The sequence below is a fragment of the Pseudomonas sp. M2 genome, from assembly GCF_015751845.1.
Taxonomy (GTDB): domain Bacteria; phylum Pseudomonadota; class Gammaproteobacteria; order Pseudomonadales; family Pseudomonadaceae; genus Aquipseudomonas; species Aquipseudomonas putida_E.
Genome location: NZ_JADOUD010000001.1, coordinates 987,347 through 1,001,988, shown reverse-complemented (window position 1 = coordinate 1,001,988; position 14,642 = coordinate 987,347). Strand labels below are relative to the sequence as shown.

Here is a 14,642-nt window from a genome sequence, read left to right as displayed (position 1 = left end):
GATTCACGCCAACGCCCGGCTATGCGGGAACAGCAGGTCGACAAAGCGCTCTGCCGTTGGCTGCGGTTCATGGTTGGCCAAGCCGGCGCGCTCATTGGCCTCGATGATCACGTAGTCCGGCTGTTCGGCATCACGCACCATCAGGTCCAGGCCCACCACTGGAATTTCCAGCGCCCGCGCCGCGCGCACGGCCGCGTCGGCCAACACAGGGTGCAGGCGCTCGGTAACATCCTCCAGCGTGCCGCCCGTGTGCAGGTTGGCGGTGCGGCGCACGGCCAGGCGCTGGCCTGCAGGCAATACGCTGGTGTAGTCGAAGCCGGCATCACGCAGGGTGCGCTCGGTCTCGTCGTCCAGCGGAATGCGGCTTTCACCGCCCGTAGCGGCCTGACGGCGGCGGCTCTGGGCCTCGATCAGCTCAAGGATGCTGTGTTTACCGTCGCCGACCACCTGGGCCGGGTGCCGAATCGCCGCCGCAACCACCTCGAAACCGATCACCACGATGCGCAGGTCATGGCCCGGGTGGAAGCTCTCCAGCAGCACACGGCTGTCGAAACGGCGGGCGTGTTCTATGGCTTGGCTGACTTCCTCGTAAGTGGTCAGGTTCACCGCCACCCCTTGGCCCTGCTCGCCATCCACCGGCTTGACCACCACCGCGCCGTGCTCGTCGAGAAACGCCAGGTTGTCGTCCGCATTGCCGGCCAGTTGCTGCACCGGCACCAGCAGGCCGGCGTTGTGCAAGGTTTGCTGGGTCAGGCGCTTGTCCTGGCAGAGGGTCATGCTGACCGCACTGGTCAGGTCGCTCAGCGACTCGCGGCAACGCACCCGACGCCCGCCCAGGCTGAGGGTAAACAGCCCGCCTGCGGCGTCGTCCACCTGCACCTCGATGCCACGGCGGTAGGCCTCATCGACGATGATCCGTGCATACGGGTTCAGCCCCGCTTCAGGGCCGGGGCCAAGAAACAATTGCTGGTTGATGCCGTTCTTGCGTTTGACCGCGAAGGTCGGCAGGTTGCGGAAACCGAGCTTCTCGTACAGCCGCTTGGCCTGGCGGTTGTCGTGCAACACCGACAAGTCCAGGTAGGCCAGGCCGCGGCTCATGAAGTGCTCGACCAGGTGGCGCACCAGCACCTCACCCACGCCAGGGCGGGTGCAATGCGGGTCCACGGCCAGGCACCACAGGCTGCTGCCGTGCTCGGGGTCATCGAACGCCTTGCTGTGGTTCAGGCCCATGACGCTGCCAATCACCGCGCCGCTGTCTTCGTCCTCGGCCAGCCAGTACACCGGCCCGCCCTGGTGGCGCGGCGTCAGCAGCTCGGGCTGCACCGGGAGCATGCCGCGTGCCTGGTACAGGGTGTTGATGGCCTGCCAGTCGCTGGCGCTTTGTGCGCGGCGGATACGGAAACCGCGAAACACCCGTTGCGCCTGGCGGTAGTCGGTGAACCACAGCCGCAGCGTGTCGGACGGGTCGAGGAACAGCTGCTGCGGTGCCTGCGCCAGCAGCTGTTGCGGGGCCGCCACATACAATGCGATGTCACGCTCGCCGGGACGTTCCTGCTGCAGCGCCTCGGCCAGGCTGGCCGGGTCCGGGTAGGTGTGGCCTATCAGCAGCCGGCCCCAGCCGCAGTGCAGCGCACGCGGCTGGCTGTGGGGCTCGCTGCCATCGCCGGCCAGGCGCGCCTGCAGGCGCTCGTAGGACGGCGCCTGGCCACGCAGCAGGCGCTGACCGTAGGCGGTTTCATGGGCTTTCATCGGTCAGATTCCTTGTTCGCTGAGCCACAGGTTCAGCGCCGCCAGCTGCCACAGCTTGGAGCCGCGCAGCGGGGTAAGCTGGCCATGCGGGTTGCTCAGCAGGCGGTCTACCATGGCCGGGTTGAACAGCCCGCGGTCCTGGCTGGGGTCGGTGAGCAGTTCGCGTACCCAGTCCAGGGTGGCGCCTTGCAGGTGCTTGAGGCCGGGTACCGGGAAGTAGCCTTTCTTGCGGTCGATCACCTCATGGGGGATCACCCGGCGTGCGGCTTGCTTGAGCACTTGCTTGCCGCCATCGGGCAATTTGAAGCGCGCCGGGATGCGTGCCGACAGCTCGACCAGGCGGTAGTCCAGGAACGGTGTACGGGCCTCCAGGCCCCAGGCCATGGTCATGTTGTCGACCCGTTTGACCGGGTCGTCGACCAGCATCACCGTGCTGTCCAGGCGCAGCGCCTTGTCTACTGCCTCGGCCGCGCCCGGGCGGGCGAAGTGTTCGCGCACGAAGTCGCCGGCCACGTCGGTTTCCAGCAGCCACGGCGCTTGCACGGTGTCGCGGTACTCGGCATGGCTGCGGTCGAAGAACGCATCGCGGTAGGCGCCACAGGCATCCTTGGCGCCGTCCACCTGCGGGTACCAGTGGTAGCCGGCGAACAGCTCGTCGGCACCCTGGCCGCTCTGCACGCCCTTGCAGTGCTTGGCCACTTCGCGTGACAGCAGGTAGAAGGCGATGCAGTCGTGGCTGACCATCGGTTCGCTCATGGCGCGGAACGCGGCCGGCAATTGCTCGATGATTTCGCTTTCGGCGATGCGCAGCTTGTGGTGGCGGGTGCCGTAGTGCTTGGCGATCAGGTCGGAGTACTGGAACTCGTCACCGCGCTCGCCGCCGGCATCCTCGAAGCCGATGGAGAAGGTCGACAGGTCGTCAACGCCCACTTCGCGCAGCAAGCCGACCAACAGGCTGGAGTCGACGCCGCCGGACAGCAGTACGCCTACGTCCACGGCGGCGCGCTGGCGGATGCCGACGGCATCACGGGTGGCATCGAGCACACGGGTGGTCCAGCCTTCCAGGTCGAGGTCGCGCTCGTCCGGGTTGGGGCCGTAATGCAGCTGCCACCAGGTCTGGCGTTCGACTTCACCGTGGCGGTCGACGCGCATCCAGGTGCCGGGTTCGAGCTTTTGCACATTGGCCAGCAAGGTGCGTGGCGCCGGCACCACGGCGTGGAAGTTGAGGTAGTGGTTGAGCGCTACCGGGTCGATCATCGGGTCGATGTCGCCACCTTTGAGCAGCGCTGGCAGGGTCGAGGCAAAGCGCAGGCGCTCGCCGTTGCGCGACAGGTACAAAGGCTTGACGCCCAGGCGGTCGCGGGCCAGGAACAGGCGCTGGTTGTCGCGCTCCCAGATGGCCAGGGCGAACATGCCGTTGAGCTTGGGCAGCAAGGCCGCGCCCCAGGCGTGGTAGCCCTTGAGCAGCACCTCGGTGTCGCCGTCGGACCAGAAGGTGTAGCCCAGGTCTTGCAGCTCCTGGCGCAGTTCGGGGAAGTTGTAGATGGCACCGTTGAAGGCCAAAGACAGGCCCAGGGTGTTGTCGACCATGGGCTGAGCCGAGCCGTCGGACAGGTCCATGATTTTCAGCCGGCGATGGCCCAGGGCAATCGGGCCCAGGCTATGGAAGCCCCAGGCGTCGGGGCCACGAGGCGCCAGGTGATGGGTCATGCGCTCTACTGCGGCGAGGTCCGCCGGGCGAGGGGCTTGGTCGATGGGGGTGAAACGCAACTCTCCTGCTAATCCGCACATAGGTCCTTACCGGTTTTTCCGTTGGGGAATCAGCGCCCCGGATTAGGGCGCCTGTAAGGAACTGACCTGGGGGATTTGCGAGAGTTTTAGATCGATCTGTTATAAGCAGCGCTTTGTAATGCGGCCAATCGCCGGCTTGCCGGCGATTGGGCTGCACAGCAGCCCCTTCATTTACCCCGAATCAACTTGCGCAAGCCAAACCGGTTCGGATGGCATGCTTCAGCCACCGCCCGCGGCAGCGGCAATGGCTCGCCACTGACCCAGGCCGCAATCAGCTCGCCCGAAAGCGGCGCCGTGATCAGCCCCCGCGACCCATGCCCGCTGTTCACATACAGCCCCTCCAGCCAGGGGCAGGGCACCTCGGGCACCTGCCGCGCGTCCTTGGCCAGGACGGCATAGGCTTCGGCGAAGGCTGCAGGGTCGGCAACCGGCCCCACGATCGGCAAGTAATCCGGGCTGGTGCAGCGAAATGCTGCGCGCCCCTGCAACTGCTCAGGGGCAAGCGCTGGGACACCCAGGCGCCGGGCCAGGTCGCTGGAGATTTCATCCAGCATGGCCAGGTTGCCCTGGTGCTCGGCCACGGTCGGCGCCAGGTCCTCGCTATGGAAGTCGAAGCTGGCCCCCAGCGTGTGCTCCTCACCCCTGGGCGGTGCCACATAGCCCTCGGCGCAGACTACGGTAGCCAGCGCCCGGCTGGCGTCGGTCACCGGCAGGCGGGTGATCTGCCCGCGGATGCGCTTGAGCGGCAACTGCGTACAGGGCCCGAAACGCTTCACGTCAGCCGCCCCGGCCAGCACCACCACTGGCGCGCTGGCCAGCAGCCGGTCGCCGGCCCAGGCTTGCCACAGGCCATCGGCCTTGCGCAGTGCTAGCACATCGTGATGGGCCAGCAGGCGAATGTTACGGTGCTGCAGTTGAGCGTTGCACAGTGCCGGTGGGTGCACCCAGCCGCCTTCGGGGTAGAACAACCCGCCGGCAGGCAGCGCGACCCCGGCAATCGCTTCGGCTTCACTGCGCTGCACGGCACGCAGCAAGCTGCCCTCGAAGGCGTCGGCGAGCTTGCCCTGGCGTTCGGCTTCCTTGCTGTCGAAGGCCAGTTGCAACACCCCGCACGCATCCCAGTCCTGGCCGCGCTGCAGTAGTTCAAGCTGGCGCCGTGTATAGCCGAAGCCGGCCAGGATCATCTGCGACAAAGCCGTGCCGTGCGCGGACAGCTTGAGGTACAGCACGCCCTGGGGGTTGCCGGAGGCTTCGCGGGCCGCTGCGTCGTGACGCTCCAGTACCGTTACCTGCCAGCCGCGTGCGGCCAGGCTGGCAGCGCTGGCGCTGCCAGCGAGCCCTGCGCCGATCACCAGGGCCTCGCGCGGGCCTTCTGGGGCAGTTGGCCGGGCGTACCAGGGCGCCGACATGGGCGCGTTGGGCGTGCCGGTGTACTCACCGCTCATCACCTCCCACTTCTTGCCGATGCCAGGCACCTTCTTCATGGTGAAGCCGGCCTCGATCAAGCTGCGGCGAACCCAGCCGGTGGTGGTGAAGGTGCCCAGTGCGGTGCCGGCATGGGACAACCTGGCCAGTTGCGTGAACAGCTCGGGTGTCCACATGTCGGGGTTCTTGGCCGGGGCAAAACCGTCGAGGAACCACACGTCGATGCGTGCGTCCAGCTGCGGCAGTTGCTCGAGCACATCGCCGATCAGCAGGGTGAGGGTGATTCGGCCCTGGTCGAAGGTGAACTGCTGGAAGCCCTGGTGCACCGCGACGTACTGGCGCAAAAAGGGTTCGGTGAACGCCGCCAGCTCCGGCCACAGGCGCATCGCCCGGGCCATGTCGGCATGGCCCAGGGGGTACTTCTCGACGCTGACGAAATGCAGGCGCGCGTCGGCGTGGGCTGTTTCGGCGAACAGCTGCCAGGCGCAGAAAAAATTCATGCCGGTGCCAAAGCCGGTTTCGCCGATCACCAGGCAGGCGTGGGGCGCCAGGTTGGCGAAGCGCTGGCGCAGGCGGGTTTGTTCGAGGAACACATGCTGGGTTTCGGCAATGCCCTCGTTGATGGCGAAGTACACATCGCCGTATTGCCGCGAATGGGGGCGGCCCTGGTCGTCCCAGTCGATCTGGGCATGCTGAAGGAGGGTGGATGCGGGCATGGCTGGTTTCGCTGGAGGTGGGGAGCTGCAAGCGGCAAGCTGCAAGCTGGAAGAAAAAGCAGATGGTGGCACGGCCCGCGTTTTCTTGCAGCTTGAAGCGTGCCGCTTGCCGCCAGGATTCCGCTAATCTTGCTTATCCATTGAAGGAGCCAGTGCATGTTCGAATCCGCCGAAATTGGCCACAGCATCGACGACGATACCTTTGAGGCAGAAGTGCCCGCGCTGCGCGAGGCTTTGCTCGAAGCCCAGTACGAACTCAAGCAGCAGGCGCGCTTCCCGGTGATCGTGCTGATCAATGGCATCGAAGGCGCCGGCAAGGGCGAGACGGTCAAGCTGCTCAACGAGTGGATGGACCCGCGCATGATCGACGTGCTCACCTTCGACCAGCAGACCGACGAAGAGCTGGCCCGGCCCCCCGCCTGGCGCTACTGGCGGGCGCTGCCGCCAAAGGGGCGCATGGGCGTGTTTTTCGGCAACTGGTACAGCCAGATGCTGCAGGGCAGGGTGCATGGGCAGTTCAAGGATGCGGTGCTCGACCAGGCCATCACCGGTGCCGAACGCCTGGAGCAGATGCTTTGCGACGAAGGTGCGCTGATCATCAAGTTCTGGTTCCACCTGTCCAAGAAACAGATGAAAGCGCGGCTCAAGTCGCTCAAGGACGACCCCTTGCACAGCTGGCGCATCAGCCCGCTGGACTGGCAACAGTCGCAGACCTACGACCGTTTCGTGCGTTTTGGCGAGCGGGTGTTGCGCCGTACCAGCCGTGACTATGCACCGTGGCATGTAGTTGAAGGGGTCGACCCCAACTACCGCAGCCTGGCCGTTGGGCGCATCTTGCTGGAAAGCCTGCAGGCCGCACTGGCCGTCAACCCCAAAGGCAAGCACCAGGGCAACATTGCGCCGCTGGGGCGCAGCATCGATCAGCGCAGCCTGGTCGGCGCCCTGGACATGACCCTGCACCTGGACAAGCAGGACTACCAGGAGCAACTGGTGACCGAGCAGGCTCGCCTGGCCGGCCTGTTGCGCCACAAGCACATGCGCCGGCACTCGCTGGTGGCCGTGTTCGAGGGTAATGATGCTGCAGGCAAGGGCGGGGCGATTCGCCGTGTGGCTGCAGCGCTGGACCCGCGCCAGTACCGTATCGTGCCGATCGCCGCCCCTAGCGAAGATGAGCGTGCGCAGCCGTACCTGTGGCGGTTTTGGCGGCACATTCCGGCACGCGGCAAGTTCACCATCTTCGACCGCTCCTGGTACGGCCGGGTGCTGGTGGAGCGCATCGAAGGCTTCTGCACCCCGGCCGACTGGATGCGTGCCTACGGCGAGATCAATGATTTCGAGGAACAGTTGGTGAACGCCGGCGCGGTAGTGGTCAAGTTCTGGCTGGCGATCGACCAGCAAACCCAGCTGGAGCGTTTTGAAGAGCGCGAGCAGATCCCGTTCAAGCGCTACAAGATCACCGAGGACGACTGGCGCAACCGCGACAAGTGGGACCTGTATGTGGATGCAGTGGGGGACATGGTCGACCGCACCAGCACCGAGATCGCGCCATGGACCTTGGTCGAGGCCAATGACAAGCGTTGGGCGCGGGTGAAGGTGTTGCGCACCATCAATGAAGCCCTGGAAGCGGCGTTTGCCAAACACAAGAAATAGTCAGCCGCCATGCCGCAGGGGAATGACCTGATGAATTCTTTTCCCGCCTTTTTTCCCCGTTGGCAGGTAGCAAGCCTTTAGAATCGAGGCACCCTACAACGGGCTCGACCGAGGATTTTATGCACATCACATCCGGACGCCGGAGCTATGGACTGGCCCTGGCGCTTCTGACCGCACTGCTGTGGGGCATCCTGCCAATCAAACTCAAGCAGGTGTTGCAGGTGGTCGACCCGGTGACCGTCACCTGGTTCCGCCTGCTGGTGTCCGGCGGCCTGCTGTTCGCCTGGCTGGCAGCCAAGCGCCGCTTGCCTTCGTTCGGCAAGCTCGGCGCCAAAGGCAAAGGCCTGGTGGCTGTGGCCGTGTGCGGCCTGATGGGCAATTACGTGCTGTACCTGATCGGCCTGAACCTGCTGAGCCCCGGTACTGCGCAATTGGTGGTGCAGATCGGCCCGGTGCTGCTGCTGGTGGCCAGCGTGTTCGTGTTCAAGGAGCGCTTCAGCCTGGGCCAAGGCCTGGGGTTGCTGGTGCTGCTTGCCGGCTTCGGCCTGTTCTTCAACCAGCGCCTTGAAGAGCTGCTGACCTCGCTGGGCACCTACACCACGGGCGTGCTGACCATCCTGCTGGCCACCAGTATCTGGGTGTTCTATGCCCTGAGCCAGAAGCAGTTGCTGACGGTGTGGCATTCGCAGCAGGTGATGATGGTGATCTACCTGAGCTGCGCCGCGCTGCTGACACCCTGGGTGCACCCGCTGGAGGCGTTGCAGTTGACGCCCCTGCAAGGCTGGCTGCTGCTGGCCTGCTGCCTGAACACGCTGGTGGCCTATGGTGCTTTTGCCGAGGCACTGGCGCACTGGGAGGCATCGCGGGTGAGTGCCACGCTGGCGCTGACGCCACTGGTGACCTTTGTGGCGGTGGCAGTGGCGGCCTGGATGTGGCCTGCGTATGTGCAGGCCGAAGACATCAATGCCCTGGGCTATGTAGGCGCGGTGACCGTGGTGCTGGGGTCGACCCTGGTGGCCTTGGGGCCATCGCTGGTGGCCGGGTGGCGGGCGAGGAGGGCGCGCCTGGCTCAGGTTGGTTGAGAGCCTGTTCCGGCCCTATCGCCGGCAAGCCGGCTCCCACAGGGATCGCGCCAGCTTTTAGAAGTTGAGCAAGACACTCCCTCAGGTCCCCACCAAGCCTGAAGACTGTGGGGTACCGGTGGGAGCCGGCTTGCCGGCGATGGGGCCGCAGCAGCCTACCGATCAATCAGCCCTTGCCACCCGGTGCCAGCATGTTCTCCGGCCGCACCCACTCATCGAACTGCTCATTGGTCAGGTACTTCAATTCCAGCGCCGCCTCGCGCAGGGTCTTGCCCTCGCTGTAGGCCTTCTTGGCAATCTCCGCCGCTTTGTCATAGCCGATATGCGGGTTGAGCGCGGTCACCAGCATCAGCCCGCGCTCCAGGTGCGCCGCCATCTGTTCGGTATCCGGCTCTATCCCGGCCACGCAGTGCTGCTGGAAGTTGCGGCAGCCATCAGCCAGCAGCGTGATCGACTGCAGCAGGTTATGAATGATCACCGGTTTGAACACGTTCAACTGCAGGTGCCCCTGGCTGGCGGCAAAACCGATGGCCGCGTCATTGCCCAATACCTGGCAGGCCAGCATCGACAGCGCTTCGCACTGGGTCGGGTTGACCTTGCCTGGCATGATCGAGCTGCCCGGCTCGTTGGCCGGCAGGCGCACCTCGGCCAACCCGGCGCGGGGCCCGGAGCCGAGCAGGCGCAAGTCATTGGCGATTTTCATCAAGGCCACCGCCAAGGTCTTCAGCGCCCCCGCCAGGCTGGTCAGCGGCTCGTGGCCGGCCAGGGCGGCAAACTTGTTCGGCGCGGTGACGAACGGCAGGCCGGAGAGGGCGGCCAGTTCCGCAGCAATGGCTTCGGCGAAACCCTGCGGGGCATTGAGCCCGGTGCCCACGGCAGTGCCGCCCTGGGCCAGTTCGCACACCGCCGGCAAGGTGGCGCGGATGGCGCGCTGGGCGTAGTCGAGCTGGGCCACGAAGGCCGACACCTCCTGGCCGAAGGTGATGGGCGTGGCGTCCATCATGTGCGTGCGGCCAGTCTTGACCAGTTTATGGTGGCGCGCCGACAGCTCGGCCAGCCCCGAAGACAGTTCGGCGATCGCCGGTAGCAGTTGCTCGTGCACCGCCTGTGCTGCGGCAATGTGCATGGCGGTGGGGAAGCAGTCGTTGGAGCTTTGCGAGCGGTTGACATGGTCGTTGGGGTGCACCGGCGCCTTGCCGCCGCGGCCTTTGCCGGCCAGCTCGTTGGCCCGCCCGGCAATCACCTCGTTGACGTTCATGTTGCTCTGCGTGCCGCTGCCGGTCTGCCACACCACCAGCGGGAACTGGTCGTCGTGCTCGCCGTCGAGCACTTCGTCGGCAGCCTGCTCGATCAAGCGGGCGATGTCGGCTGGCAGGTCGCCATTGCGGTCGTTGACCCGTGCTGCGGCTTTTTTGATCAGCGCCAGGGCGTGCAGCACCGGGAGCGGCATGCGTTCCTTGCCAATGGCAAAGTTGATGAGCGAGCGTTGGGTCTGCGCGCCCCAGTAGGCGTGCTCCGGAACTTCGACCGGGCCCAGGCTGTCTGTTTCGATACGGCTCATGCTGCGTTCACTCCCTTGTCAGTCAGAATCAGCAGTTTAGGCCCCCATGCGATCGAGCGGTTCAATCGCTCGTCGTGCCACTTGAGCGCTGCACCCTGGCGGGAGCAGAATGCTCATCTCTGAGGTACCGCCTCCCCCTCCTTGAAGGATATGCAATGACCCGTCTCCGTGCCCTCTGTGCTGCCGTCGCCCTGGCCTGTGCCAGCGGCCAGGTACTCGCTGCCACCGCCAGCCACAACGCTGCCGCCGAGAAATTCCTGACCTTGGCCAACGCTGACAAGCTGGGCACCCCGGTGTACATGCAGGTCCAGCAGATGTTCGCCCAGCGCTTCGCCCAGACCAAGGCCCCGGCCACCAAGCAGTCGGTGCTGGAAAGCTACCAGGCCAAGGCCAACGCCGCGCTGGACAGCGCCATCGGCTGGAACAAGCTCAAGCCGAAGATGGTTGACCTGTACACCCAGACCTTCACCGAGCAGGAGCTCAAGGACCTGGTGAAGTTCTACCAGTCGCCGCTGGGCAAGAAAGTCCTCAGCCAGATGCCCAAGGTCACCCAGCAGTCGGCCCAGCTGACCCAGCAAAGCCTGGAGCCGGCAGTGCCGGTGGTCAACAAGCTGCTCGAAGACATGACCAAAGAGCTTGACCCCAATGCCGGCAAGGCCGCCCCGGCCAAGAAGTGAGTAATACCCGATGACCATGCAGCAACGCATCGAGCAGCAGCTGGCCGCCCTGGCGCCGCAGCACCTTGAAGTGCTCAACGAAAGCCACATGCACAGCCGTGGCCAGGAAACCCACTACAAGGCGGTGATCGTCAGCGAGCAGTTTGCCGGGCTCAACAGCGTCAAGCGCCACCAGAAGGTGTACGCCACCATGGGTGAACTGATGGGCCAGATCCATGCGCTGGCCATCCACACCTATACCAGCGAGGAGTGGGCGAAGGTGGGTGTTGCACCTGCGTCGCCGGTGTGTGCAGGTGGCGGCAAGCACTGAATCCTTTTTGGCGTTCTGGTACAATTTGCTACATCCGGGGGGCCGCTTTGCGGCCCTTTCGCGACACAAGGCCGCTCCTACAGGGGTTATGTATTCACCTGTAGGGCGGCCTTGTGTCGCGAAAGGGGCGCAGAGCGCCCCCCAGCTTTTTGTCAAACCCGGTCCGCCCCTTACGAGGGCAACCACCTGGAGATTCAACGCAATGACCCAACCGATCGTCGTGGCGGCGCTGTACAAGTTCGTCACCCTTGAAGACTACGTAGAGCTGCGCGAGCCCCTGCTCAAGGCCATGCTCGACAATGGCGTCAAAGGCACCCTGCTGCTGGCCAACGAGGGCATCAACGGCACCGTTTCGGCCACCCGCGAAGGCATCGATGGCCTGCTCGCCTGGCTGCGCAGCGACCCGCGCCTGGTCGATGTCGACCACAAGGAATCGTACTGCGACGAGCAGCCGTTCTACCGCACCAAGGTCAAGCTCAAGAAAGAGATCGTCACCCTCGGCGTGCCGGGCGTGGACCCGAACAATGCCGTTGGTACCTACGTCGATCCCAAAGACTGGAATGCCCTGATCAGCGACCCGGAAGTACTGCTGATCGACACCCGCAACGACTACGAAGTGGCCATCGGCACCTTCAAGGGCGCAATCGACCCCAAGACCGAGACCTTCCGCGAGTTCCCCGAGTACATCAAGGCCAACTTCGACCCCAGCAAGCACAAGAAGGTCGCCATGTTCTGCACCGGCGGCATCCGCTGTGAAAAAGCCTCCAGCTACATGCTCGGTGAAGGCTTCGAGGCGGTCTATCATCTTAAGGGCGGCATCCTGAAATACTTCGAGGAAGTACCCCAGGAAGAAAGCCTGTGGGACGGCGACTGCTTTGTCTTCGACAACCGCGTCACGGTGCGCCATGACCTGACCGAAGGCGAGTACGACCAGTGCCATGCCTGCCGCCACCCGGTCAACGCCCAGGACCGCGCGTCCGAGCACTATTCGCCAGGCGTGAGCTGCCCGCACTGCTGGGACAGCCTGAGCGAAAAGACCCGGCGCAGCGCCATCGACCGGCAGAAGCAGATCGAGCTGGCCAAGGCCCGCAACCTGCCGCACCCGATCGGTTACAACTACAAAGCCGAGGCCTGATTGCATGACTGCCCGCCTGCTCTATGTGATGGACCCGATGTGCTCCTGGTGCTGGGGTTTTGCACCGGTGGCCCAGGCCCTTATCGCCCAGGCGCGTGAAGCGGGCGTGGCCACCCGGGTGGTGCCGGGTGGGTTGCGCCGCGGTGCCAGCCCGCTGGACGCCTCGACCCGCAAGTACATCCTCGAGCATTGGCAGGCGGTGGCCGAGGCCACCGGGCAGCCGTTCGCGTTCGAAGGTGCCATGCCCGATGGCTTCGTCTACGACACCGAGCCTGCCTGCCGCGCCCTGGTGGCCGCCCGCGAACTGGACGCCGAGCGCGTCTGGCCGCTGCTGGCACTGATCCAGCGTGGGTTCTACCAGCAGGGCCTGGACGTCACCACCGCGCCGCAGCTGGTCGAGCTGGCCGAGCAGGCCGGGTTCGATCGGGCAACCTTCGCCGATGCCCTGCTGCGTGCCGACGTGCGCGCTGCCACTGCAGCCGATTTCAGCTGGGTACAGGACCTGGGGATTGCCGGTTTTCCAACGCTGCTGGCTGAGCGCAACGGCCAGCTCGCCCTGTTGACCAACGGCTACCAGCCGCTGCAAAGCCTGCAGCCCTTGCTTGGCCGCTGGCTACAGCAGGCCGCTTGTGCTTGACCTGCCAGGCTCGCCCGACCCGGTGCCAGGGAAGCCCGCTGCTGTGCCTGACCGGCTGAGCTGGGCGCAAATCCGCCGCTTGGCACTGCACCACAAGAAACACCTCTGGGCCGCCAACCTGGTGGCCGTGCTGGCGGCCTGCTGCAGCGTGCCTATTCCGTTGCTGCTGCCCCTGCTGGTCGACGAAGTACTGCTGGGCCACGGCGATGGCGCGCTGAAGTTCATGAACCACCTGCTGCCCAGCGGTTGGCAGGTGGCGGCCGGTTATATCGGCCTGATGCTGGTCGTTACCCTGTGCCTGCGCGTGGCCGCGTTGGGCTTCAACGTGGTGCAGGCCAAGCTGTTCGCCGGCCTTGCCAAAGACATCGTCTATCGCCTGCGCATCCGCCTGATCGAGCGGCTCAAGCGTATCTCGCTCAAGGAGTACGAAAGCCTGGGCAGCGGCACCGTGACCACGCACCTGGTCACCGACCTGGAGACCCTCGACAAGTTCGTCGGCGAAACCCTGAGCCGCTTCCTGGTGGCCATGCTGACCCTGACCGGCACGGCGGCGATCCTGATCTGGATGCACTGGCAGCTGGCCTTGCTGATCCTGTTGTTCAACCCGCTGGTGATCTACTTCACCGTGCAGTTGGGCAAGCGCGTCAAACACCTTAAAAAGCTCGAAAACGACAGCACCTCGCGGTTCACCCAGGCGCTGGCCGAAACCCTGGATGCCATCCAGGAAATCCGCGCCAGCAATCGCCAGGGCTACTTCCTCGGCCGCCTGGGCCTGCGTGCCCGCGAAGTGCGCGATTACGCCGTGGATTCGCAATGGAAAAGCGATGCCAGTGGCCGTGCCAGTGGCCTGCTGTTCCAGTTCGGTATCGATATTTTCCGTGCTGCGGCCATGCTCACGGTGCTGTTCTCCGACCTGTCGATCGGGCAGATGCTGGCCGTGTTCAGCTACCTGTGGTTCATGATCGGCCCGGTCGAGCAGTTGCTCAACCTGCAATATGCCTACTATGCCGCAGGCGGCGCCCTGAGCCGGCTCAACGAGTTGCTGGCGCGTGATGACGAGCCGCAATACCCGGCTGCCCGCGACCCGTTCGCCGGCCGTGAAACGGTTGGCATCGAAGTGCGCGACCTGCGCTTCGCCTATGCCGACGAGCCGGTGCTCGAGCACCTGGACCTGTCCATTGCCCCGGGCGAAAAGGTCGCCATCGTCGGCGCCAGTGGCGGCGGCAAAAGTACCCTGGTGCAATTGCTGCTGGGCCTGTACAGCGCCCAGGCCGGGACTATCCGTTTTGGCGGTGCCAGCCTGCAGGAAATCGGCCTGGAGACCTTGCGTGAAAATGTGGCGGTGGTGCTGCAGCACCCGTCACTGTTCAACGACACGGTACGCGCCAACCTGACCATGGGCCGCGACTGCACGGACGAGGCCTGCTGGCAGGCGCTGCGCATCGCCCAACTGGACGCCACCATTGGCGCCTTGCCGCAAGGGCTGGACAGCGTGGTCGGCCGCTCTGGTGTGCGCCTGTCCGGCGGCCAGCGCCAGCGCCTGGCGATTGCCCGCATGGTCCTGGCCGAGCCGAAGGTGGTAATCCTCGACGAGGCCACCTCGGCGCTGGACGCCGCCACCGAGTACAACCTGCACCAGGCCCTGGCGCGCTTTCTCAGTGGCCGTACCACGCTGATCATCGCCCACCGCCTTTCGGCGGTGAAGCAGGCCGACCGTGTGCTGGTGTTCGACGGCGGGCACGTGGCCGAGGATGGCGGCCACCAGCAGTTGATCGCCGAGGGCGGCTTGTATGCCAAGCTGTACGGGCATCTGCAGCAGACCTGACCCAAGCGGCAAGCTTGCAGCTTGGCACTCAAAATTCCCTCCACACAGATGGCAAATGGCCTACGCTGAGCTTGTCTGGTTGGT

General features: G+C 65.1%; 11 protein-coding genes. 7 read left to right on the top strand and 4 right to left on the bottom strand.

Features of this window, described 5'->3' with window-relative positions; translation table 11 throughout:
• Nucleotides 1-3 precede the first annotated feature (3 nt).
• The 3 genes from ngg to mnmC form a co-directional block, all read right to left on the bottom strand.
• Nucleotides 4-1,749, bottom strand: coding sequence for an N-acetylglutaminylglutamine synthetase (ngg, locus tag IWW33_RS04760; protein WP_046787395.1), 1,746 nt, complete (start codon nt 1,747-1,749; stop codon nt 4-6).
• 3 nt (nt 1,750-1,752) lie between these two features.
• A complete protein-coding gene (locus IWW33_RS04755; protein WP_196914249.1) occupies nt 1,753-3,540 on the bottom strand; it encodes an N-acetylglutaminylglutamine amidotransferase in 1,788 nt (595 codons plus the stop codon).
• A 167-nt stretch (nt 3,541-3,707) separates the two neighbouring features.
• The gene (gene mnmC, locus IWW33_RS04750; protein WP_196914248.1) at nt 3,708-5,681 is read right to left on the bottom strand and encodes a bifunctional tRNA (5-methylaminomethyl-2-thiouridine)(34)-methyltransferase MnmD/FAD-dependent 5-carboxymethylaminomethyl-2-thiouridine(34) oxidoreductase MnmC; all 1,974 of its coding nucleotides are present in this window, start codon (nt 5,679-5,681) and stop codon (nt 3,708-3,710) included.
• Between the two features lie 156 nt (nt 5,682-5,837).
• On the opposite strand from mnmC, the gene pap reads away from it, so the two are divergent.
• Together pap and IWW33_RS04740 are read left to right on the top strand one after the other, a co-directional pair.
• Nucleotides 5,838-7,331: a polyphosphate:AMP phosphotransferase gene (pap, locus tag IWW33_RS04745; protein WP_046787392.1), complete on the top strand. Its 1,494-nt coding sequence runs from the start codon at nt 5,838-5,840 to the stop codon at nt 7,329-7,331.
• Nucleotides 7,332-7,450: 119 nt separating this feature from the next.
• The gene (locus IWW33_RS04740) at nt 7,451-8,413 is read left to right on the top strand and encodes a DMT family transporter (protein WP_174142149.1); all 963 of its coding nucleotides are present in this window, start codon (nt 7,451-7,453) and stop codon (nt 8,411-8,413) included.
• 166 nt (nt 8,414-8,579) lie between these two features.
• Here the strand turns inward: IWW33_RS04740 and IWW33_RS04735 are convergent, their stop codons facing one another.
• Nucleotides 8,580-9,974: a class II fumarate hydratase gene (locus tag IWW33_RS04735; RefSeq protein ID WP_046787390.1), complete on the bottom strand. Its 1,395-nt coding sequence runs from the start codon at nt 9,972-9,974 to the stop codon at nt 8,580-8,582.
• Between the two features lie 155 nt (nt 9,975-10,129).
• Between IWW33_RS04735 and IWW33_RS04730 the strand changes: the two genes are divergently transcribed.
• The 5 genes from IWW33_RS04730 to IWW33_RS04710 all read left to right on the top strand — a co-directional run bounded on the left by IWW33_RS04730 (nt 10,130) and on the right by IWW33_RS04710 (nt 14,558).
• Nucleotides 10,130-10,651, top strand: coding sequence for a DUF2059 domain-containing protein (locus IWW33_RS04730; RefSeq protein WP_115272938.1), 522 nt, complete (start codon nt 10,130-10,132; stop codon nt 10,649-10,651).
• Between the two features lie 10 nt (nt 10,652-10,661).
• Nucleotides 10,662-10,961 (top strand): BolA family protein, encoded by a 300-nt coding sequence (locus tag IWW33_RS04725; RefSeq protein ID WP_046787388.1) that lies wholly within the window; start codon nt 10,662-10,664, stop codon nt 10,959-10,961.
• A gap of 202 nt (nt 10,962-11,163) precedes the next feature.
• The gene (locus tag IWW33_RS04720) at nt 11,164-12,096 is read left to right on the top strand and encodes a rhodanese-related sulfurtransferase (RefSeq protein WP_046787387.1); all 933 of its coding nucleotides are present in this window, start codon (nt 11,164-11,166) and stop codon (nt 12,094-12,096) included.
• 4 nt (nt 12,097-12,100) lie between these two features.
• On the top strand, nt 12,101-12,733 hold the full coding sequence (locus IWW33_RS04715; RefSeq protein WP_196914247.1) for a DsbA family protein: 633 nt from the start codon (nt 12,101-12,103) through the stop codon (nt 12,731-12,733).
• Nucleotides 12,726-14,558: an ABC transporter ATP-binding protein gene (locus IWW33_RS04710; protein WP_046787386.1), complete on the top strand. Its 1,833-nt coding sequence runs from the start codon at nt 12,726-12,728 to the stop codon at nt 14,556-14,558. The genes IWW33_RS04715 and IWW33_RS04710 overlap by 8 nt, the downstream gene beginning before the upstream one ends.
• Nucleotides 14,559-14,642 lie beyond the last annotated feature (84 nt).

Coding starts and splice junctions, on each gene's coding strand:
- IWW33_RS04755 (WP_196914249.1), bottom strand. CDS start 3,540: ATGTGCGGATTAGCAGGAGAGTTGCGTTTCACCCCCATCGACCAAGCC.
- IWW33_RS04715 (WP_196914247.1), top strand. CDS start 12,101: ATGACTGCCCGCCTGCTCTATGTGATGGACCCGATGTGCTCCTGGTGC.
- mnmC (WP_196914248.1), bottom strand. CDS start 5,681: ATGCCCGCATCCACCCTCCTTCAGCATGCCCAGATCGACTGGGACGAC.
- IWW33_RS04740 (WP_174142149.1), top strand. CDS start 7,451: ATGCACATCACATCCGGACGCCGGAGCTATGGACTGGCCCTGGCGCTT.
- IWW33_RS04720 (WP_046787387.1), top strand. CDS start 11,164: ATGACCCAACCGATCGTCGTGGCGGCGCTGTACAAGTTCGTCACCCTT.
- IWW33_RS04730 (WP_115272938.1), top strand. CDS start 10,130: ATGACCCGTCTCCGTGCCCTCTGTGCTGCCGTCGCCCTGGCCTGTGCC.
- IWW33_RS04735 (WP_046787390.1), bottom strand. CDS start 9,974: ATGAGCCGTATCGAAACAGACAGCCTGGGCCCGGTCGAAGTTCCGGAG.
- pap (WP_046787392.1), top strand. CDS start 5,838: ATGTTCGAATCCGCCGAAATTGGCCACAGCATCGACGACGATACCTTT.
- ngg (WP_046787395.1), bottom strand. CDS start 1,749: ATGAAAGCCCATGAAACCGCCTACGGTCAGCGCCTGCTGCGTGGCCAG.
- IWW33_RS04725 (WP_046787388.1), top strand. CDS start 10,662: ATGACCATGCAGCAACGCATCGAGCAGCAGCTGGCCGCCCTGGCGCCG.